Below are 19,140 nucleotides of genomic sequence, written 5' to 3'. Positions count from 1 at the left end.
GGGGTGGCGGTGATGGAGGACCTGGTCGTGGTCGTGCGGGGTGGCGCGGATGACGTGAGCCTGGCGGCGCTGGTGACGGTGCTGGCCGGGCTTGCGGCTGCTGCGGTGCCTTCGCCGGTGGTCGTGCGTTCGGTGTGGGCCGGGGAGACCTGGGGGAATGGGCGCGGTGCCTGGCGGCGGTCGGGGCTGCCGCGGTGATCCGACCCTCTGGGTACGCGCGCTGACTGTCTGGGTACGCCAGCCGACCCTGTGGGTACGCGGGCCGACCCTCTGGGTACGCGGGCCGACCCTCTGGGCACGCCAGCCGACTGTTTTGGTGTGTCGGCTGACTTTCTTGGGACGTGGGCTGACTTTTTTGTTGTGTGGGCTGACTTTTTGGAGGCTGCCGCCACCCCGAAGCCTAATTGTGACTACGGCCGGCGGCATGTTGTCAAGGCGGGAAAGCGTGCCTTGACAACATGTCGCCGGCCGTGTTCTGGCTTCGGATCGGGGTTGCGGGGGGTCTGGGTGGTCGTGTGGTTCCGTTCCGTTGTCGGCTGCCGGTGGGGGTCGTGTGGTTCCGTCCCGTTGTCGGCTGCCGGTGGGGAGTTGTCGTGTGGTCCGTCTCGTTGCCGGCTGCCGGCTGCCGGCTGCCGGCTGCCGGCTGCCGGCTGCCGGTGGGGTGGATGGGTGGGTTCGGCTTTCGGCTGCCGGTGGGTTCTTGGTCAGGGTGAACTCGCGTGTCGTGGGACCACGTTGTCCGCTCCGGCACGCGAGTTCACCCGGTCTGGTGCTTGCTCACGCGGGGTCCAGGCTGCCCGCCAGCCATGTGCTGACGCGGCGGGCTGCCGCCATGCTTGCCCATGCCGCCAGCTCCACCAGCGTTGCGTCGGCGGGGGCCTCGGCCGTGGCGCGGAAGGCGTCCACCAAACCCTCGTCGACCTGGTAGGACGCCAGTGCGATCGCCAGGGCGAGGCGGCCGGCTGGGCGGTCGGCCTCGGCGAGCCCGGCCACTGCCTCTTCCAGCCAGGCGCGGCTCAGGCCCGGTGGCTGCCCGTCCCATGTGGACAGCCGGTCCTGCAGCAACGTGCGTACGGCGGGAGGCACCGAACGGGCTCCCGCGGCCTCCGTTGCCGCGTAGGCGCGGGCGAATGCGTCGGCCACCGTTGCGTTCGGCCTGGCCCAGCCCAGGTCCTGCGGCAGGGGTGCCTCCGGCAGCAGCTTCAGCGAGTCGCCCGGTTGCGGGCCCGGTCCGGACGGCGGCCGCAGGACGCCGCCGAGTACGCGTCGGGCCTGGGGCTTGGCCGACTCCGGTACGTGGGACGGGAACGGTGAGTCGCGCAGGAACACGTTCACCATGCGGTTGTAGTACTGGAACGCCACGGCCACCCCGATCAGCTCGGGCGCCTGCGCCGGCGGGAACGGCGGTGCGTCCGCCGCTCCCGCCGCGGACGCGCGCGCCCAGTTCTCGAGTGCCTCGCGGTCTCCGTCGGGGCCGGCCGGGATCGCCGCCAGCGTCATGCCGTGGACGTCGACGCAGTACGGGCAGCTGTTGGCCGCCGACACCCCGGTCGCCACCGCCTCCTTCGCGGCGCGGCCGGCCACTCCCTGCGCCAGCAGGGTTTCCCGCAGGACCGACCACGCGGCGGCCATCGCCTCCGGGGCCGCCGAGTGCAGTGCGACCGGCGGGGCGAGCATGCTGAAGTCGCGCTCCACCTGCCGGTACACCTCGGCGACCAGGCCCGTGGCGCGGCGGCGGGGCACGACCCCGACGTACCGGGTGTCCCGCAGCGAACGGCGTACGGCGAACCGGACCAGTCCGGCGACCATCGCGGGCTCCCTCACCGCGCCGCGCGGGCGACGACCGCGCCCACGACGAAGTCGGGGTACTCCTCGGCGATCGCGTCCACGTCCGGGAGCACCGTCACGTCGGCGAGGCCGGCCGCTTCGAACGTCGCGCGCCAGGCCGCCGGGGTCAGGAAACCGTGCGTCGGGCGCTTCACCGGGTCGGTGATGACGTCGGTGAAGCTGTCCAGGAAGTCGAAGATGATCTCGGCGTGGATCGGCCGCGCCAGCTTCGTCGGACGCACGCACTCCGACACGACGACCGCGCCGCCCGGCTTCAGCGCCTTCGCCGCCTCGGCCACGACGAAGTCGAGGTCGGGCGCCACGTGGAAGCAGTTGACCGCGTACACCGCGTCGAACGTGCCGGGCTCGACGCCCTGCGCCTGCCACGGCAGGGTCATGTCGATGCGGGCCGACTCGACCGTCGTCGTCGGGGACGCGGCCGCCGCGGCCGCCTTCTCGCCGTGGCGGGCGAACGTCTCGGCGACCTCGGTGAACCGGTAGCGCTTGACGTCGGAGCCGAGCGTGCGCAGCACCTGCTCGGCGCCGCTGCCGCAGCCGCCGCCGATCTCGAGGATCTCGATCCCGCCCTCGGGCACGAGCCGGGACAGCGCTTCCGCGCCCACCTTGTTGTTGATCGAGTACAGCAGGTTGTCGTTGGAGAAGTACTTGAGCCACAACGGGAGCTGCGCGGGCGCGAAGAGGATCTCGTCGCCCGTCGCCTCGCCGGCGAAGAACTTCTTCGCCTCGTCGACCAGCGTCTGCAGGATCCGGGTGGCCACCGCGGCCCCCGGCTCGCGCGCGGCGAGCTCGGCGGCGACGTCGTCGAACACCGGGACGGTCGCCGGGCCCGGGACGTACCGGCCGCCCGCGCGGGTGAAGATCCCCGAGTCCGACAGCTTCTCGTAGAGGAAGTGCAGCGGGATCGTCCGGCGCCAGGGGATCGACAGGTCCCGCTTGGCCTGCTGCACCGAAATGCCGTCGGCGGACGGCAGGGCACCGATCGACCCGAGGATCCGGTACGCCGTCGCGTCCACCAGGCGGGCGAACGTCTCGTTGGCCGCCAGGAACCGGAACGGGAAGTGCGCGCGGACGCCTTCGTCGGCGATGGCGGCGCGCAGCTTCGCGAAGTCGGCGGCCTTCGGGTGCTCTTCGGGACGGCCGTAGGGGTGCTCCGCCTGATCACTCATGGTTTTCACTCACTTTCGCGACGTCGGATGAGGTCAGGCCGCGCGACGGCCGGCGTCCGGGAACGAACGGACGGTCAGGGGGAGCCCGCCGCCGAGGCGCAGCGACATCATCGGCTCTGGCACGACGGTCCGGCCGGGCACGGCCTCGAAGCGCAGATCGCGCAGCAGCGTGGAAATGATGAAGGTGGCCTCCATCATCCCCAGGTGGTTGCCGACGCAGAACCGGGGACCGGCGCCGAACGGGATGTGGGCGTACCGCGGCCGGTCGACGGGCACGTCCGGGTCGAACCGCTCCGGGTCGAACCGGTCCGGCTCCGGCCAGTACCGCGGGTGCCGGTGCAGGGTGTACGGGCAGATCAGCACTTCGGCGCCGGCCGGCACGTGGTAGCCGCCGACCTCGTCGTCGGCGACCGCCCGGCGCGGCAGGATCCACACCGGCGGGTTCAGCCGCATGGCCTCCTGCAGCACCATGTGCGTGTAGCGCAGGCGCGTGAGGTCCGCGTACTCCGGACGGCGGTCGCCGTAGACCGCGAGCGCCTCCTCGTGCAGCCGGTCCCGGACCTCCGGGTGCCTGCTCACGTGGTCCAGCGTCCAGCCGACGGTGCTGGCCGTGGTCTCGTGCCCGGCCAGCAGCAGCGTCACCAGCTCGTCGCGCATGCGGCGGTCGGCGACCCGCTTGTCGGTCTCCTTGGCGGTGGAGGCGATGAGCCGGGTCAGCACGTCGTCGCCGGCCGCGGACGGCTGGGTCTTGCGCCGCTCGACGAGGACCCCGACGACCTCCTGCAGGTGGTCGCGCGCCGACCGGAACGCCCGCTGCCCCTTCAGCGGCAGCCACCGCGGCACCAGGCCCAGGGTTTCCATCTCGAACATGGCCTGGTCCTGGACGGCCTCGAAGGAGTGCTCGACGCTGTCGAACTCGCCGAGGTCGGTGTCCAGCAGGGTGCTGCCGAGCACGCCCAGGGTGAGCGCGGTGACCTCGGTCAGCACGTCCACCGGCCGGCCGGTGTCCCGGTGCGCCCGGAGCCGCCCGGCGAGGCCGAGCGCCTCGTCGATGATCACGTCGGCCTGCGCGGCGATCCGCTTGTGCTGGAACACCGGCTGGATGGTGCGCCGCTGCTCCTTCCACAGCGCGCCCTCCGACGTCAGCAGCCCGTCGCCCAGCGCGCGCTTGGCCTCGGTGTACCCGATGCCCTTGTGGTAGTTGGCCGCGTTGTCCGCGAGCACGTGCTTGGCGTGGTCCGGGTGGTTGAAGATGTAGAGCGTCTTCGGGCCGATCGCCACCCGGACCGCGTCGCCGTACTCGCGGACCGCCTCGTTCATCAGGCCCAGCCGGTCCGCGCGCAGCTTGCGCAGGATGCCCGGGGCGGCCCGGCGCGGCGGCCCCGGCGGGACGCGGCGGACGGCGCCGGTCATGCCGCGGAGGTCGTGCCGGAGACGGGCCGGGGGCGCCGCTCGGACCGGCCGCGCCGGACCGGCGTGCCGTCCTCGGTGGACAGAGCGGCGCTCGACGCGGCGTCCTGGTGCACCCGGGCCGCGGAGAGCCGATTGGGGAGCGCTGCGACGGCCGCCTGGTCGGCGGCAGGCACCTCGGTCGTGGTCATGGTGCTTCCTTTCGGCGCGAGCGAGAAGAAACCGCGGGCGGCGGACGGAAAACCGGCCCCGAACGCGGACACTCGTCTCCCAGCCGGCCCCTCCACGTTCGCACCGGCGCTCCGCCACCCACGTCTCCCGCAGTGCGGAGTGCGTCTCGTTCAGGCGGCCGTTCCTCGCGCCCGCGCCGCCGCGGCCGGGCCGGCCAGCCGCGAGCCGGCCAGCCGCTCCCGGGCCGAGGCGTGGGTGCTGTGGCCGGAATGCACCGCGACGTAGCGGATTTCGCCGTCGATCAGCACTTCGAGCCCGGTCCGCTCGCCGGAGGCGAACGGACCGCCGCACACCGCGCAGGTGCGCTGGCGGGCGGCCGCGCCGGCCGGGGTCTGCGGGTGCGGGGCGGGCTTCTCGGTCATGGGGCACCTCCTGTGCGGACGCCGGTGCTGCCACCGGGCGGTGTGCGGAACTCCGGTCCGGCCAGTGCACACCGCACGGCTTCGGTGGGACGTCTTGTGCGCTGCGCATACTTGCGGTACGGCGGGCCGCACGGTCGGAGATGCTCCCGCCGCCGCGGCCGGGCCAGACTGGAGGCTGTGTGGGCCGGGGTGTCACCGAGCCCGGCGCGGACCAGGCCCGCGACCCGTCCCGGGTTCCCGACGCCACGTCTGATGGGGAGGCCCGGCTGATGGCGATGCGCCTCCAGCTCACCGAGGGATCCGAGTTGCTCGAAGCGTGGGCCGAATCGGCGTCACAGGCCGAGCGGAACGTCATGTACGAAGCATTGTTCGCGGTCGGCGACGGTTCCGCGTTCCTGATCTACGACATTTTCGGCGATCCGCGGGACCGGAGCAATTTCATTGTCTCGGTAAAACCGAATCTGGTGCTGAAAGTGCTTTTGCGGCGTGCGGATTCTTCGTTCGAGATCCGCTACCTCGGCGCCCCGGACGACGGCCGCGACGACGCCGCGGAGGCCGCCGGACCGGCCCGCGAGGAGCCGAGCAGCTCCGAAGGCCCCTAGTCCGAACGGGGTAGTGCGGGCGTGGCGACGAGGGCGCGCCGCCGATCGTGTATTCCTCACCTTGACGTCTCTCGCGGCATGTGAAAGCCTTTTTGCGTTTGCTGGTCAGCCCGCATAACTGGGGTCTTCAACATAGGAGGCTGCACCATGTCATCACCAGAATTGCCGGGGTTGGACGTCTCCGGCCGCGTACGGGCCCGCGACATTCAGATGACCGGTGTGGCCGATCTGGGCCGCCGGGTGTTGATGATCACCGGCGCGATCGACACGACCGATCACGACGTCGCGGTCAACGTGACCCTGCCCGAGCCCGGGCGCTGGCAGGTCATCAAGGCCGAAACGAACCTCACCGACCGGACCTGGGTCGCCATGCAGGCGGTGCTGGACGAGGACTCGACCTTCGTCGACAGCCCCGCCTCCGCGGTGATGTCCCCGCAGTTCGCGAAGAGCTTCATGACGCCGGACCAGCGGCGGCTCACCTTCTACGACGGCGAAGTGCGCCCGGGCGAGTCGGTGCTCAAGATGTATTCGATGGAGACCAGCGGCCGCAAGCCGGGGTACTTCTACTCCCGCTACAGCCCGATCGCCACCGACAGCGCCGAGCAGTCGCAGGCGACGCTCGAACAGCTGGTCAGCGACGGGATGCAGCAGCGCCCGGTGATCGAGCTGATCGTGCCGATCACCGTCGTCGACTGAGCCCGGCAGGGGCCTCGTGATCAAGTTCGTGCCGGAGCCGCACCTGCTCGAATCACCTCGCGGCCGCGACTGGCCGCGCCTGACCGCACCGGTCTTCCCGGGTGCGGCCCCCGGGAACGCGGCCGACGTCGTCATCGTCGGGGCCGGCCCGGCGGGGCTCGCGGTCGCTTCCGCTCTGTGGCACCACGGCGTCCGCGACGTCGTGGTGCTCGACCGGACCGGCCGCCCCTGCGGGCGGTTCTTCGACCGGATCGACCGCCTCGGCCAGCGCGTGCTGCGCTCGCCGTACGAGCACCACCCCGGCGTCGAGGGGTTCCGCGACTGCGAGCTGCTGGACTTCGCCCGGCTGCACTGGTCGCGGTTGACCCGCACCGAGCGGCGGGAGATCCGGATGGCGCAGGCCGGCCACCGCTCGGTCGTGCCGGTCGACGTCTTCGATGCCTACTGCGACCACCTGGTGACCAGCCACCACGTCGCGGAGAAGACGTGGCAGGCGTCCGTGCGCGAAGTGCTGCCGACGGCGGACGTGGTGACGGTGCGCGCGAACCGGTTCACCGTCACCGCGCAGCACGCCGTGCTCTGCCTCGGCGAAGAGCGCCGCCCGGCCCCCGAAGCCTGGTGGGGCGGGGGCACGCCGCCGCGCGGAGTGTCCTATTGGGACGAACCGGTGCCCGCGGGCGGGCAGCGGCAGATCGTCGTCGGCGCGGGGCTGACGGCGGCGCACCTGATCGCCGGTGCGCTCGAGGCGGGCCGCCGGGTGCACTGGGTGGTCCGGGAAACCGGCGAGCGCTACCAGTGCGCCGACGTCAATTCGTCCTTCTTCCGGCCGGAGGGCCGGGCCCGCTTCGACGGTGTCGACCGGGCCGGCCGGCTGGAGCTGATGCGCCGCTACCGGCGGGCCTCGATCATGTTCGAGTTCCGGCCGCTGCTGCAGCAGGCCGAGGCCGACGGGCGGCTGGTCGTCCACCGCGGCGAGTCGGTGAAGGAGATCGGCGAGGGCGTGGTCTGCCGGCTGGAGAGCGGCCGCCTGGTCGAGGCGGACACCGCTGTGCTGGCCCTCGGGACGACCCCGTCGAGCGGCGCCGGGCTGCTGCCGCCGGACCTGGTGGGCGAGCGGGACGGCTGGCCGGACCTCGACGAGCGGACGCTCCGCTACACCCGCGCGCCCCGCGTTTCGGTGGTCGGCGCGACGGCCGGCCTGATGCTCGGCCCGGCCGCGCGCAACATCGACGGCCACCGCGTGGCGACGGCGCGGGTGGCGGCGGCGGTTGCGCACAGCCTGCGGCATGATCGCGTTCCGGTGGTGGCCGGTGTCTGAGGTGTGCAGCGTGGACGGGCATCGGGTGGTGGCCGCGGCGGTCGCGCACAACATCGACGGCCACTTCCCGGTGGGGACCGGTCCGGCGGCCGGGCGGTTGCTCGGCCGGGCCGCGTGCAACATCGACGGCCACCGCGTGGCGACGGCGCGGGTGGCGGCGGCGGTCGCGCATAGCCTGCGGCATGATCGCGTTCCGGTGGTGGCCGGTGTCTGACACGCGGTTCGCCCTGCCCGCGATCGACGACCCGGGCTCGACCGAGGTCGGGGTCATCCTGCTCGGCCTCGACGCCGAGCGCCTGCTGGCCGGCGTCGGGTTCGCCCGGCTCGCCGACGACCCGGCCCTCGTGACGCAGGCGGTCGACCAGGCCCGGCACGGCGTGGCCGGGTTCGGGCTGGCCGGCCTGGTCGCGGCCGGCTGCGCGCGCTGGTGCGCCGTCCGGGACGCCATCGGTGATGCGCCCGGCACGTCGTCCCCCGCCGCGCTGCGGGGGGCGTGGGCCGAGGCCGCCGGGCGCGTTGCCACCGCCGTTCCCGAGGCCGGCCCGGCCTCGGTCGCCTACTTGACCGCCTGTTCGCTGCGTCGCGGGGAAGTCGACCGGCTGGCGGGTGGAGACGGGGAGCCCGATGTCGTACCTGAAGTCCCTGCCCGCTGAAACCCGGCTGCTGCACGTCTTCGAGGCCTACCCCGGCCCGGCGCGGCCGCTGCTGGACCTGCACGAGCAGGTGATGCGCGCCGAGTCCCCGTTCACCCCCGGCGAGCGCGAGCTGATCGCGGCGTACGTGTCCGGCGTGAACAGCTGCGGCTACTGCCACGGGATCCACACGATCACCGCGGAGGCGTTCGGCGTCCCCGAAGGCCTGCTCGCCGCCGCGGTGCTCGACCTCGACACCGCCCCGGTGGACGACAAGTTCCGGCCGGTGCTGGCCTACGTCGGCAAGCTCACCCGGACGCCGTCCCGGATCACCGGTGCGGACGCCGAGGCCGTGTTCGCCGCGGGCTGGGACGACCGGGCCCTGCACGACGCCATCCAGGTGTGCGCGCTGTTCAACTTCATGAACCGCGTCGTGGAGGGCATCGGCCTGCGTGCCGACGACGCCTACGCGACGACGTCCGGTCTGCGGCTGCGCGAGATCGGGTACGCGGGCCTGGCGCAGTTGCTTCCGCCGGCGAGCTGAACCGCCTGTCCCGCAGGCGTTCCGCACGGTGTGCGCAACCGTGAGGACGCTGGTTGCCGCCGCCCGGCCGGATGCTCGATCCGGCAGCAGACCCGCCGGCGTCCGCCGGCCGGTCGAAGCGGAGCGGTGGAGGGTGCGGGACTTATGGTCATCGTCATGGCTGTCGATGCCACGGCCGGGGACGTCGAAGCGATCGTCGACCGGGTGACGGCGGCGGGCGGCGAAGCCTTCGTCAGCCGGGGGGTGAGCCGGATGGTCATCGGGCTGGTCGGCGAGATCGACCGGCTCGAAGCCCTCAACCTCGGCGGGATGCGGGGGGTGCGCAGCGTCACCCGGATCTCCGCCAAGTACAAGCTGGTGAGCCTGGAACACCACCCGGAACGGTCCACGGTGCACGTCCGCGGCGTGCCGATCGGCCCGGACACCGTCACCCTGATCGCCGGTCCGTGCGCGGTGGAGACCCCGGAGCAGACCCTGGAAGCGGCGCGGATGGCCCAGGCCGCGGGCGCGACGCTGCTGCGCGGTGGCGCGTTCAAGCCGCGTTCGTCGCCGTATGCGTTCCAGGGGCTCGGTGAGCTCGGCCTGAAGATCCTCGCCGACGTGCGGGCCGAGACCGGCCTGCCGGTGGTCACCGAGGTGGTCGCGGCGCACGACGTCGAAATGGTCGCCGGGTACGCCGACATGCTCCAGATCGGCACCCGGAACATGCAGAACTTCGGGCTGCTGCAGGCCGTGGGCGAGGCGGGCAAGCCGGTGCTGCTCAAACGCGGGATGAGCGCCACCATCGAGGAGTGGCTGATGGCCGCGGAGTACATCGCCCAGCGCGGCAACCTCGACATCGTGCTGTGCGAACGGGGGATCCGCACGTTCGAGACCGCCACCCGCAACACCCTCGACATCTCCGCCGTGCCCGTGGTCCAGCGGCTCTCGCACCTGCCGGTGATGATCGACCCGTCCCACTCCGGCGGGCGGCGCGATCTCGTGCTGCCGCTCTCGCGCGCGGCGGTCGCGGTGGGGGCCGACGGCGTGCTCGTCGACGTCCACCCGCACCCCGAAGAGGCCCGGTGCGACGGCCCGCAGGCGCTGGTCGCCGACGACCTGCGCGTCCTGCAGCGCTCCCTGGAGGACCTCGCCGCCGTGCTCGGCCGGAAGCCGCCGACGTGGTGGAACCGGCGGCTGCTGGCCGGGTGAGGAACCCGCCGGTCCCAGGTTCGCACGCTCGAATGTTCCGCACCGGCCGGAATTCCGGCTAACTTGCGGTGACAGTTCCCCTCGATACCCGCGGAGATGTCGTGACGATCAAGCCGAAGCACACGATGTACCAGACCACCGTGCTCGACGCCGAGCCGGACGCGGTGTGGGCCGAGGTCCGCAACGTCCTGAACCTGGTGAAGATCCTGTTCGGGGACACGGTGGGAAACCTGCAGTGGGTCGAGGACGGGACGCCGGACCGGGTGCCGGCGCGCTACGAGTTCCTGATGCTGCAGAACCAGGGTCTCGTGCAGCAGGAGGTCGTCGGCCGCAACGAGGTGGAGCGGTCGCTGACCTACCGCACGGTGGCCCCGGTGCTGTGCCTCTACGACTACGTCGCCACCTACCGCGTTTTCCCGGTGACCAACGACCCCGGCCGCAGCTTCCTGGAGTACCGCCGGGAGTTCATGGTCACCGACGACGCCGCGCCCGAGATCGTCGAGGCGCTGATGTCCATGATGGACAACCAGATCAGCGTCGTGCGGGACTACTTCGCCGCTCCTCGGCAGTAGCACGCGCATGTCGAACACAGTGGACAGTGGTACGCCGTCCGGTGCGGTGCCCTTCCTGGACGTCACCGCGCCCGGGTTCGGCTTCGGCACCCCGGAGGTGGCCGAGGCGCAGGCGAAGAACTGGTACGCGGAAAGCCCGGTGGGCCTCCTCGTCCTGCGGTACGCCGAGGGGCACGCACTGCTGCGCGATCAGCGGCTCGACCACAACGGCAAGCGCTTCATGGAGATGAACGGCGTCACCGGCGGGCCGATCCACGACTGGTTCGTCCCGATGATCATGAACCACGACGGGGCGCACCACCGCCGCCTGCGCGGCCTGGTGGGCAAGGCGTTCACGCCGAAGACGATCGCCGGGCTGCGCCCGTTCATCCGGACCCGGGCCGAAAAGCTGGCCGGGGACCTCGCCGCGGCGGGGGAGTGCGAGTTCATCGAGGACTTCGCCAACCCGCTGCCGCTCGCGGTGATGAGCGAGATGCTCGGCGTGCCGCCCGAGGACCACGACGTCTTCCACACCTGGACGACGGACGTCGGCCTGGTCTTCAGCATCGCGCTCGGCGGCGACGTCGTGGCCCGCGTGGAGGCCGCTCTCGTCGGCCTCGGCGAGTACATCGACGCGCTGGTGGCGCGGAAGTCGGCCGAACCGGCCGGCGACCTCATCTCCGCGCTGGTCGCCGCCCAGCGGGACGACCCGCTGGTCAGCCCGGCCGAGCTGCGGAACCTCATCGTCACCACGGTGTTCGCCGCACACGACACGACCCGCCACCAGCTCGCCAACGCGATGGTCGCGTTCGCCCGGCACCCGGACCAGTGGCGGCTGCTGGGCCGCCGCCCGGAGCTGGCGGACCAGGCGGTCGACGAGGTGATGCGCTGGCTGCCGTCGTCGCCGACGATCTACCGGTTCGCCGCGGAGGACTTCGAGTACCAGGGCCTGCCCATCGCCAAGGACACGTTCCTGACGGTGTGCGTGACGGCCGCCCAGCGCGACCCCCGGGTCTTCTCGGGCGCCTCGGCCTTCGACATCGAGGTGCCGTGCGAGGCCCCGCTCCTGCAGTTCGGCGCGGGACCGCACCACTGCCTCGGCATCGCGCTCGCCAAAGCCGAACTGGCCGAGGCCCTGCCCGCGCTCGCCACCCGGCTGGGTCCCCCGGCCGTCGACGGCCCGTTGACCTGGCGTCCCCCGATCGGCATCCACGGGCCGAACTCGCTCCCCCTGCGCTTCGGCTGAAGCCACGACGACAACGGCACGCCCGCCGTCCTGCACACGCAGGGCGGCGGGCGCAGTCGTTTGCACCGTGGCTCGAGGACATCGGTGGCGCACAGACGAACGGTCCCGCACCCCGGCCGGGGTACGGGACCGTTCGCCGCCGGGCTCAGCGCAGCTGGATGCCGGTGCCGTCGAGGGCGGACAGGAACTCGCCCTTGGCGATGGCGGCGGCCACCCGCTCGATGTCGTCGGCCATGTAGCGGTCCTGCTCCAGCGTCGGCACCAGCGACCGGATCTTGTCGTAGGTCAGCCGCGAGGCCGGGCTGAGTCCCGCGTGGCGCCCGGACACGTCGACCGCCTGCGCCGCGGACAGGAACTCGACCGCGAGGATGTAGTTGTTGTTCGACAGCACCCGTCGCGCGTTGCGGCCGGCGATCAGGCCCATGCTGACCACGTCCTGGTTGTCACCGTTGGACGGGACGCTCTGGGTGCTGGCCGGGCCGATGGTCCGGTTCTCCGCGACCAGCGCGGTGGCCGGGTACTGCGCGCCCGCGAACCCGCAGTTGAGGCCCGGGTCGGCGGCCACGAGGAACTCGGGCAGGCCGGACAGGTACCGGTTGAGCAACCGGTTGGTGCGGCGCTCGGAGAACACGCCGAGCTGGGTGAGGGCGATCGTCACGAAGTCCAGCACGAACGCGACCGGCTGGCCGTGGAAGTTCGCGCCGTGGAAGATTTCCTTGCCCTCGAAGAACAGCGGGTTGTCGTTCGAGGAGTTGAGCTCGGTCTCGATCGTCTCCGCCGCGTGGTACAGGGTGTTCCGCACCGCGCCGACGACCTGCGGGATCGCGCGCAGCGTGTAGGCCTTCTGCAGGTAGACGTCGGTGCGCGAGACGTCACCGTCGCTCTGCTGCTCCTTGGCCTGGCGGCGCAGGTCGGCGTGCTCGACCGCGAGCGCGCTGCCGCGCAGCAGTTCCCGCATGTTGGCCGCGTTGTCGATCTGGCCGCGGTGCGGCCGGGCGAGGTCGTGGCCCTCGGCCTGGAACGGGCTGGTGGAGCCCTGCATCGTCTCGACGACCAGCGCGGTGACCAGCTCCGCCTGGCGCACCTGGTCCAGCGCGCGGCCGACCACGAGCGCGCCGAGGCCGGTCATCGCGGAGGTGCCGTTGATCAGCGCCAGGCCCTCCTTGAACTTCAGGTCGAGCGGGGTGATGCCGTGGCCGGCCAGCACCGGGCCGGTGCCCGTCTTGCCGCCTTCGCTCAGCACGTAGCCCTCGCCGATGACCGTGGACGCGATGTGCGCGAGCGGGCCGAGGTCGCCGCTCGCCCCCAGCGAGCCGATCTCCGGGATGGCCGGGACGATCCCGAGGTTGAGGTAGAGCGCGAGCCGCTCGAGCAGCTCGGGCCGCACCGCGGAGTAGCCCTTGGCCAGTGCGTTGAGCCGGGCGGCCAGGATCGCGCGGGCCTCGTCTTCGGCGAAGATCGGGCCGACGCCCGCGCTGTGGCTGCGGACCAGGTTCGTCTGCAGCTCGGTCTCCTTGGAGACGTCGACCAGCATGTAGATCATCTCGCCGTAGCCGGTCGTGACGCCGTAGACGGGGACGCCGTCCCGGACCGTGTCCTCGAAGATCACCCGGCTGCGCGCGGCCCGGTCCAGGGCGGAGGCCGCCACCTTCACCGGTGCCCGGTCCTCCGCGACCCGCCGGATGCCTGCGATGTCGAGTTTGTAGCCGTCGAACTCCAGCGACGGCGTCGTGCTGTCAACAGGGGCCACGCTTCTCACCCAATCCTGGTTTCGGGAACTGCTTGTACTCTCACTCGGCGAACCGGCCCGGGCCGAAAGGCCCGTGATCGTGGGGTCGGCAAGGAACTCCCGCAGCGGCACCTCGATGCCCACCCGCTCGCGAACCCGGCCGAGCAGAACGGGTACGAGGAGAGAGTGGCCGCCGGCGGTGAAGAAGCTTTCGTCCGCGCCCGCCGGTGCGGCGCCGAGCACGCCGGACCAGACCGCGGCGAGCGTCTCGTCCACAGTGGACGCAGGCGTCCCGGCCGGCGCCGCCGTGGTGGCGGCGGGCACCGGCAGCCGGCGGCGGTCCACCTTGCCGCCGAGGTTGCGGGGCAGCCCGAGCACGGTGTGGAACGACAGGGGGTACTTCGACCGGCCGAACCTCGCCCGCACCGCGGCGCGCCAGTCCGCGGCGGAGCCGAGCGCCGCCCCCGTCTCGTCCCGCGCGGGCACGATGTGGGCGACCAGGCGGGTCACCAGCCCGTCCGCGCCCGCGACCGCGGTGACGGCGCACTCGGCGACGGACTCGCACTCGGTGAGCGCGGTCTCGAGGTCGGTGAGCTCGACCCGGACGCCCTGGAACTTCACCTGCGAGTCCCGGCGGCCGATGAACTCCAGCGAGCCGTCCCACCGGAGGCGGCCGAGGTCACCGGTCCGGTAGCAGCGGACGGGGGCGATGCCGTGCGCCGCCGGATCGGCGGGCGGTTCGAACGCCGCGCGCTCGCCGGCCGCCGCACCGGTGTACCCGGTCGTGACGTGCGGGCTCAGGACGACGATGTGCCCGGTGACCCCGTTCGGGCACGGGCGGTCCCGGTCGTCGAGCACGAGGACCTGCCGGCCCGGGATCGGCCGTCCGATCGGGACGACCCCCGCCGTCTCGCCCGTGACCTCGTGCCAGGTGGCCAGGATCGTCTCGGTGGGTCCGTAGAGGTTGACCAGCCGGGCCCGCGGCAGCACCGCGCGCGCCGCGTTCGCGAGCGCGCCCGGCAGCGCCTCGCCGGCCAGCAGGAGGTGGTCGATGGCGGTGAGGGAGCCGGCCGCGTCGGCGGCCGTGACGGCCTTGAGGATCTCCCTGGCGAAGGTGGGCACGGTCTGGAAGGCCGTGATCCCTTCGGTGGCCAGCCAGCCGACGATCTTTTCCGGGTGCGCCCGGATCCGGTCGGGCACCAGGCACAGCGTCGCGCCCGCGGTGAGGGCGGCGAAGGTCTCGATCAGGCCGGCGTCGTAGCCGGCGGCGGCCCACTGCGCGAGCCGGGAACCCGGGCCGATGCCGAACTCGCCGGCGAACCAGCCCACGAACTGGGCGAGGCTCGCGTGGGTGGTGGGGATCCCCTTGGGCCGTCCGGTCGAGCCGGAGGTGTAGGCGACGTAGGCGCGGGCGTCCGGCCGGGCGCGCACGGGGACCGCCGCGCCGGGCTCGCCGAGGTCGCCGGTGTCCAGCACCCGGCCGCCCAGGTCGTCGCGGAACCACCGGGCGAGGTCGTCCGCTCCCGCGTCGCCGCGCACCAGCAGGCAGACCGGCCGCAGTTCGGCGAGGACGGCCCGGCCGCGCTCTCCCGCGTCGCCGGTGCCGAGGCACACCAGGTGCGCACCCGCGTCGAGGACCCCGAGCAGCGCCGCGACCTGGTGCGGTCCCTGGGGCAGCCGCACCGCGACCGCGGCGCCGTCGGGGTGGTGGCGCCGCAGCGCTCTGGTGACCGCGCCCGCGGCCGCGACCAGTTCGCCGTAACTCACCGTGGCACCGCCGAAGGACACGGCCGGTGCGTCCGGGTGCGCTTCGGCGAACGCGTGTACCCGTGCGCTCACGCTGGTCCCGCGGGCCGCCTCGGTGGTCAGGTCCGCGGCGCGGGTGGCGGCGCGGAGCCGGTCCGCCGGCACGAGCGGCAGTTCGCCGACCGGCCGGGCCGGCCGGTCGAGCGCGGCGGTGAGCAGCGTGTGGAGCTGGTCGAGGAGCCGGCGGGCGGTGCCCGGGTCGAACAGGCTCGCGCGGTAGGCGAGCGAACCGGCGACGGCGTCGCCGGCCCGGTGGACGGTCAGCGTCAGGTCGGCCGTGACCGTCGTGCGGTCCACCGCGACGGCGCGGACCTCGGTGCCGGCCAGGCGCAGCACCGGCCGCGCCGCGGGTACCAGCACGGCGTCCACCAGCGGCGTCCGGAGCGGGTCGCGGTCGGTGCACACCGCCCGCACCACCCGGTCGAACGGGACGTCCGCGTGGGCGCGGGCGGTGCGCGCGGTGGCCGCGACCCGGCGCAGGTGCGCATCGAACGCCGGCTCGTCCGCGAAGCCGGCACCGAGCACGACGAGGTTCTCGAACACGCCGACCTGCCCGGCGTCACCGGGCCGGCGGAGGTCGACCGGCACGCCGACCGACACGCGGTCCGCGCCGCTCAGCCGGTGCAGCAGCACCTGGAACGCGGCGAGCAGCACGACGTCGTCCGTGGTGTCCTCGGCCGCGGCGAGGGCGGAGACCGCGGTGCCGACGCCGTCCCACGCGAACTCCAGGACGCCGCCCGGGCCCGCGGGGCCGTCCCGCTCCGGCCGATCGGCCGGCAGGTTCAGCGGCGGAGGCGGCGGGGTCAGCGCCGAAGTCCACCAGTCGAGTGCGCGGCGCGCCTCCGGTGCCTCGGCGTGCGCCCGCTGCCACCGCGCGAAGTCCGTGTACCCCTGGGCGGGCAGCGGCGGCAGGGCCGGCCGCACGCCCGCGACGATCGCGGTGTAGCACGCGGACAGCTCGTCGAGCAGGATGGCCGCGGACCCGTGGTCCACGACGGCGCGCTGGGCGTCCAGCACCAGCAGGTGCTCGGCGGGACCGCGGGCGACGGCGGTGAGCCGGACGAGCGGCCCGGTGCCGAGCTCCGTGGTCTCCGGCGCCGCGTCGGCCACGACCCGCAGTTCGGTGGTCGCCTCGGTGCTGACCTGCCGCAGCGGGACGCCGTCGGGTGCGGGCAGCGTCGTGCGCAGTGCTTCGTGCCGGTGGGCGAGGACGCGCCACGCGTCCCGCAGGGCCCCGAGGTCGAGCGGGCCGGTGACCCGGTGGGCGAGCCGGATCGCGGGACCGTGACCGTCCACCTGCGACAGGTACCACCAGCCGTCCTGTGCGGGCGAGGTGACGGAACGGGAGACGTCCGGGTCGAGCGCCATCTTCTTCACCCGGCCCTCCGTCTCGTGTGCTCGCGGCGTTGATCAAGGATCCACAGTTCCGTACGATTCAGGATCACACTCGCCGGATGGCCGCCGCATCTCCTGTCATGCGCCGAGGTTGTCTCGCGGATTGCTTGCGGCACAACAGGAAAAGAATGGCCGGGCCGCATCGCGACCCGGCCGTTCGTCCACATTGGACTTTTGACGCTCAGCGGTACGGCTTGCGAGCCGCGATGATCACGTAGCCGACCTGGTCCTTGCGGGGAGCGAAGAAGCCGTGGTGCTGCTCGGCGAACTCGCTGAGCGCCGCCTCGCCGAACTTGGCGGCGATCTCCTGGCGGCGGACCAGCGCGGCCTCGATGTACTTCGCCTTGCGGCCGAGCACCCGGGGCCCGCACTGGGTGAACTCCTCGATCTGGAAACCGGCGGCACGCAGGTGCTCGCACCACTGCTCGAGACTCGGCAGCCTGCTCAGCCGCAGCGTCTCCATGAACTTCGCCAACCGGTCCGGCGGGCCGGGCGCACCGGCGCTGAAGTCCGAGAAGGACAGCCGCCCGCCCGGCCGCAGCACCCGGTACAGCTCCCGGATCACCTGGGCCAGGTCCGGCGCGTTCTGCAGCGACTCGAGCGCGAGCACGGCGTCGAACGTGCCTTCCGGGTACTCCAGCGCCATGAAGTCGCCGTACTCGAAGGTCACCAAGTCGCCGGCCTCGCTCGCCCGCGCGCGTTCGGTGGCCCGGTCGACCTCGAACCGGCTGACGGTGACGCCGGTGACCCGGGCGCCGAACCGTTCGGCCATGCCGATCGCGGTCGTGCCGGGGCCGCAGCCGGCGTCGAGCACCGACTCGCCGGGCCGCAGCCCGAGCGTGTCGGTGACCTTCCTGGTGATCCGGCCGACCGCCTCGGCCAGCGGAGCACTGTCCTCGCGGTCGTAGAAGTACCACATGTGCAGCTGGCCATCGCGGAACTCGTCGCCGATGGGGGAACGCTCGTCGTAGTGCTTGCCGATCTCGGCCGCTTCGGCGGCGTCGTCACCCATTGCGGTCATTCGGCACCTCTAACGCTTCCGTCTAGTCCGGGGACAACACTGACTTCTTCAGCACCTGCTGGAACTGGGACACCATGGTCCGCACGGTGCTCGCCTCGAAGAGGTTGCTGTTGAACTGCATCTGGCCGATCATCTCGTTGCCGGCCGGGTCGATGTCGAGTGTCCACAAAGCACCGTCGGGGATGTCCGTGCTCACCTCGGCCGGCAGCAGGCGCTTGCGGATCTCGGAGTACTCCAGGTCGCCGACCCGCTGCGCGGCCATCACGAACGGGAACTGGAAGACCTGGAACGCGACCACCGCGGCGTCGTCGGCGGCGTAGGGGGCGCCGAGCTCCGGCGCGTCCGACAGGAGCCGGAGGAACGGGATCTGCCGGGTGAGCGCGCTGATGCAGGTCTTGCGCGTCCGCTCGACGACCTCCCGGAAGCTGCCGCAGCCGGTCAGGTCCGTCCGCAGCGGAACGAGGTTGAAGAACGAGCCGATCGTCTCCTCGAACCGGGCCTGGCCGCGGCCCGACATGATCGTGGTGACGGTGATGTCGTCGGTCCCGGTGATCTCCCGCAGCAGCACCTTGTAGGCCGCCAGCAGCACCATGAACGGGGAGCTGCGCATCGACCGCGCCAGCTCCAGCGTCGCGGCCGTCACGTCCGGGTCGACCAGGTAGCGCTCCACCGAGGTGTTCTTCGGCAGGTCGTCGGAGCGGCGGAAGTCGGTCGGGACCGCGGTGATCTGGGCGCCGGCGAGCTTGTCCAGCCAGAACTCGCTCGGCTTGGCCAGCGCCTCGTCGGTGGTGGTGGTCGCCTCCCAGCGCGTGTACTCCTGGTACTGCCTGACCTCCGGCAGGTCGGGTGCGCGGTGCTCGCTCCTGGCCGCGTAGCACTCCGCGAGCTCCTTGATGATCAGCTGCATCGACCAGCCGTCGGAGACCGTGTGGTGGGCGATGAGCGCGAGCACCGAGTCGTGCTCGTCGAACCGGCCGAGCACGGCGCGCAGCAGCGGCAGCTCCCGGATGCTGTACTCGTCGGCCTCGACCTCGATCAGCAGTTCCTCGGCGGCCCGGTCCCGGTTGTCCGGCGCGACGCCGGTGAGGTCGCGCACGACCAGCTCCGGCGAGCTCGGCTCGTGGATCCGCTGGTGCTTGGGCTCGGCGTCCCGGACCACCTCGGTGCGCAGCACCTCGTTGCGGGCGACCACGTCGTCCAGCGCGCCCTGCAGCAGGCCGAGGTCGACGGCGCCACGGACGCGCCAGCCGTACACGATGTGGTAGCGGGGGCCGAAGGGACCCTCGTCGTCGCCCTTGTCGAACATGCACATGAATTCTTGGTTGACCGAAAGCGGGATCCGGCCCGCGCCCGCAGTCTCGTCTCTCATCGCTCCACCGTTCGGTTCCGCTT

Annotated in this window: 18 protein-coding genes; 10 read left to right on the top strand and 8 right to left on the bottom strand. The window is 72.5% G+C overall.

All coding sequences use genetic code 11. The annotated features are described in order from the left end of the window. Positions 1 to 12 precede the first annotated feature (12 nt). Complete coding sequence (locus tag ACLJPY_RS18045) at positions 13 to 198, top strand: acyl-CoA carboxylase epsilon subunit (RefSeq protein WP_410589847.1); 186 nt, start codon at positions 13 to 15, stop codon at positions 196 to 198. A gap of 579 nt (positions 199 to 777) precedes the next feature. On the opposite strand, the gene ACLJPY_RS18040 is transcribed toward ACLJPY_RS18045, so the two are convergent. The 5 genes from ACLJPY_RS18040 to ACLJPY_RS18020 form a co-directional block, all read right to left on the bottom strand. Next, positions 778 to 1,809, bottom strand: coding sequence for a carboxymuconolactone decarboxylase family protein (locus tag ACLJPY_RS18040; RefSeq protein ID WP_410589846.1), 1,032 nt, complete (start codon positions 1,807 to 1,809; stop codon positions 778 to 780). Between the two features lie 11 nt (positions 1,810 to 1,820). Further along, positions 1,821 to 3,014, bottom strand: a complete 1,194-nt coding sequence (locus tag ACLJPY_RS18035) for a class I SAM-dependent methyltransferase (RefSeq protein ID WP_410589844.1) — start codon at positions 3,012 to 3,014, stop codon at positions 1,821 to 1,823. 33 nt (positions 3,015 to 3,047) lie between these two features. After that, positions 3,048 to 4,427 (bottom strand): cytochrome P450, encoded by a 1,380-nt coding sequence (locus ACLJPY_RS18030; RefSeq protein WP_410589842.1) that lies wholly within the window; start codon positions 4,425 to 4,427, stop codon positions 3,048 to 3,050. After that, complete coding sequence (locus ACLJPY_RS18025) at positions 4,424 to 4,615, bottom strand: hypothetical protein (RefSeq protein ID WP_410589840.1); 192 nt, start codon at positions 4,613 to 4,615, stop codon at positions 4,424 to 4,426. The genes ACLJPY_RS18030 and ACLJPY_RS18025 overlap by 4 nt, the downstream gene beginning before the upstream one ends. 150 nt (positions 4,616 to 4,765) lie before the next feature. Then, complete coding sequence (locus tag ACLJPY_RS18020; protein WP_410589838.1) at positions 4,766 to 5,017, bottom strand: hypothetical protein; 252 nt, start codon at positions 5,015 to 5,017, stop codon at positions 4,766 to 4,768. Between the two features lie 269 nt (positions 5,018 to 5,286). Between ACLJPY_RS18020 and ACLJPY_RS18015 the strand changes: the two genes are divergently transcribed. From ACLJPY_RS18015 to ACLJPY_RS17975, 9 genes are all read left to right on the top strand, one after another. Further along, complete coding sequence (locus ACLJPY_RS18015) at positions 5,287 to 5,619, top strand: DUF6235 family protein (RefSeq protein ID WP_410589837.1); 333 nt, start codon at positions 5,287 to 5,289, stop codon at positions 5,617 to 5,619. A gap of 210 nt (positions 5,620 to 5,829) precedes the next feature. Continuing rightward, a complete protein-coding gene (locus tag ACLJPY_RS18010) occupies positions 5,830 to 6,315 on the top strand; it encodes a DUF6423 family protein (RefSeq protein ID WP_410589932.1) in 486 nt (161 codons plus the stop codon). 16 nt (positions 6,316 to 6,331) lie between these two features. Beyond that, positions 6,332 to 7,633, top strand: coding sequence for an NAD(P)-binding protein (locus tag ACLJPY_RS18005; protein ID WP_410589835.1), 1,302 nt, complete (start codon positions 6,332 to 6,334; stop codon positions 7,631 to 7,633). Between the two features lie 10 nt (positions 7,634 to 7,643). Then, positions 7,644 to 7,847, top strand: a complete 204-nt coding sequence (locus ACLJPY_RS18000; protein ID WP_410589834.1) for a hypothetical protein — start codon at positions 7,644 to 7,646, stop codon at positions 7,845 to 7,847. After that, the gene (locus ACLJPY_RS17995) at positions 7,840 to 8,286 is read left to right on the top strand and encodes a DUF6187 family protein (protein WP_410589832.1); all 447 of its coding nucleotides are present in this window, start codon (positions 7,840 to 7,842) and stop codon (positions 8,284 to 8,286) included. The genes ACLJPY_RS18000 and ACLJPY_RS17995 overlap by 8 nt, the downstream gene beginning before the upstream one ends. Next, positions 8,258 to 8,809 carry a carboxymuconolactone decarboxylase family protein gene (locus tag ACLJPY_RS17990; protein WP_410589831.1) on the top strand — a complete coding sequence of 184 codons (552 nt, stop codon included), beginning with the start codon at positions 8,258 to 8,260 and terminating at the stop codon, positions 8,807 to 8,809. The genes ACLJPY_RS17995 and ACLJPY_RS17990 overlap by 29 nt, the downstream gene beginning before the upstream one ends. 156 nt (positions 8,810 to 8,965) lie before the next feature. Next, on the top strand, positions 8,966 to 10,000 hold the full coding sequence (aroF, locus tag ACLJPY_RS17985) for a 3-deoxy-7-phosphoheptulonate synthase (protein ID WP_410589830.1): 1,035 nt from the start codon (positions 8,966 to 8,968) through the stop codon (positions 9,998 to 10,000). 101 nt (positions 10,001 to 10,101) lie between these two features. Beyond that, positions 10,102 to 10,572, top strand: a complete 471-nt coding sequence (locus tag ACLJPY_RS17980; RefSeq protein WP_410589828.1) for an SRPBCC family protein — start codon at positions 10,102 to 10,104, stop codon at positions 10,570 to 10,572. 7 nt (positions 10,573 to 10,579) lie between these two features. Further along, positions 10,580 to 11,797 (top strand): cytochrome P450, encoded by a 1,218-nt coding sequence (locus ACLJPY_RS17975; protein WP_410589827.1) that lies wholly within the window; start codon positions 10,580 to 10,582, stop codon positions 11,795 to 11,797. Between the two features lie 145 nt (positions 11,798 to 11,942). Here ACLJPY_RS17975 and cmdF read toward each other — a convergent pair whose 3' ends face one another. From cmdF to ACLJPY_RS17960, 3 genes are all read right to left on the bottom strand, one after another. Beyond that, entirely contained in the window at positions 11,943 to 16,700 is a 4,758-nt protein-coding gene (cmdF, locus tag ACLJPY_RS17970) for a tyrosine 2,3-aminomutase (RefSeq protein WP_410589930.1), read from the bottom strand. Between the two features lie 208 nt (positions 16,701 to 16,908). Next, on the bottom strand, positions 16,909 to 17,748 hold the full coding sequence (locus ACLJPY_RS17965; RefSeq protein WP_410589826.1) for a class I SAM-dependent methyltransferase: 840 nt from the start codon (positions 17,746 to 17,748) through the stop codon (positions 16,909 to 16,911). Between the two features lie 22 nt (positions 17,749 to 17,770). Then, positions 17,771 to 19,117, bottom strand: a complete 1,347-nt coding sequence (locus ACLJPY_RS17960) for a condensation domain-containing protein (protein ID WP_410589825.1) — start codon at positions 19,115 to 19,117, stop codon at positions 17,771 to 17,773. Between the last annotated feature and the right edge of the window lie 23 nt (positions 19,118 to 19,140).

This window comes from Amycolatopsis sp. lyj-23, assembly GCF_046549135.1.
Taxonomy (GTDB): domain Bacteria; phylum Actinomycetota; class Actinomycetes; order Mycobacteriales; family Pseudonocardiaceae; genus Amycolatopsis.
The sequence above is the reverse complement of the archived record's forward strand: the minus strand, read 5'-3'. Positions and strand labels throughout refer to the sequence as shown.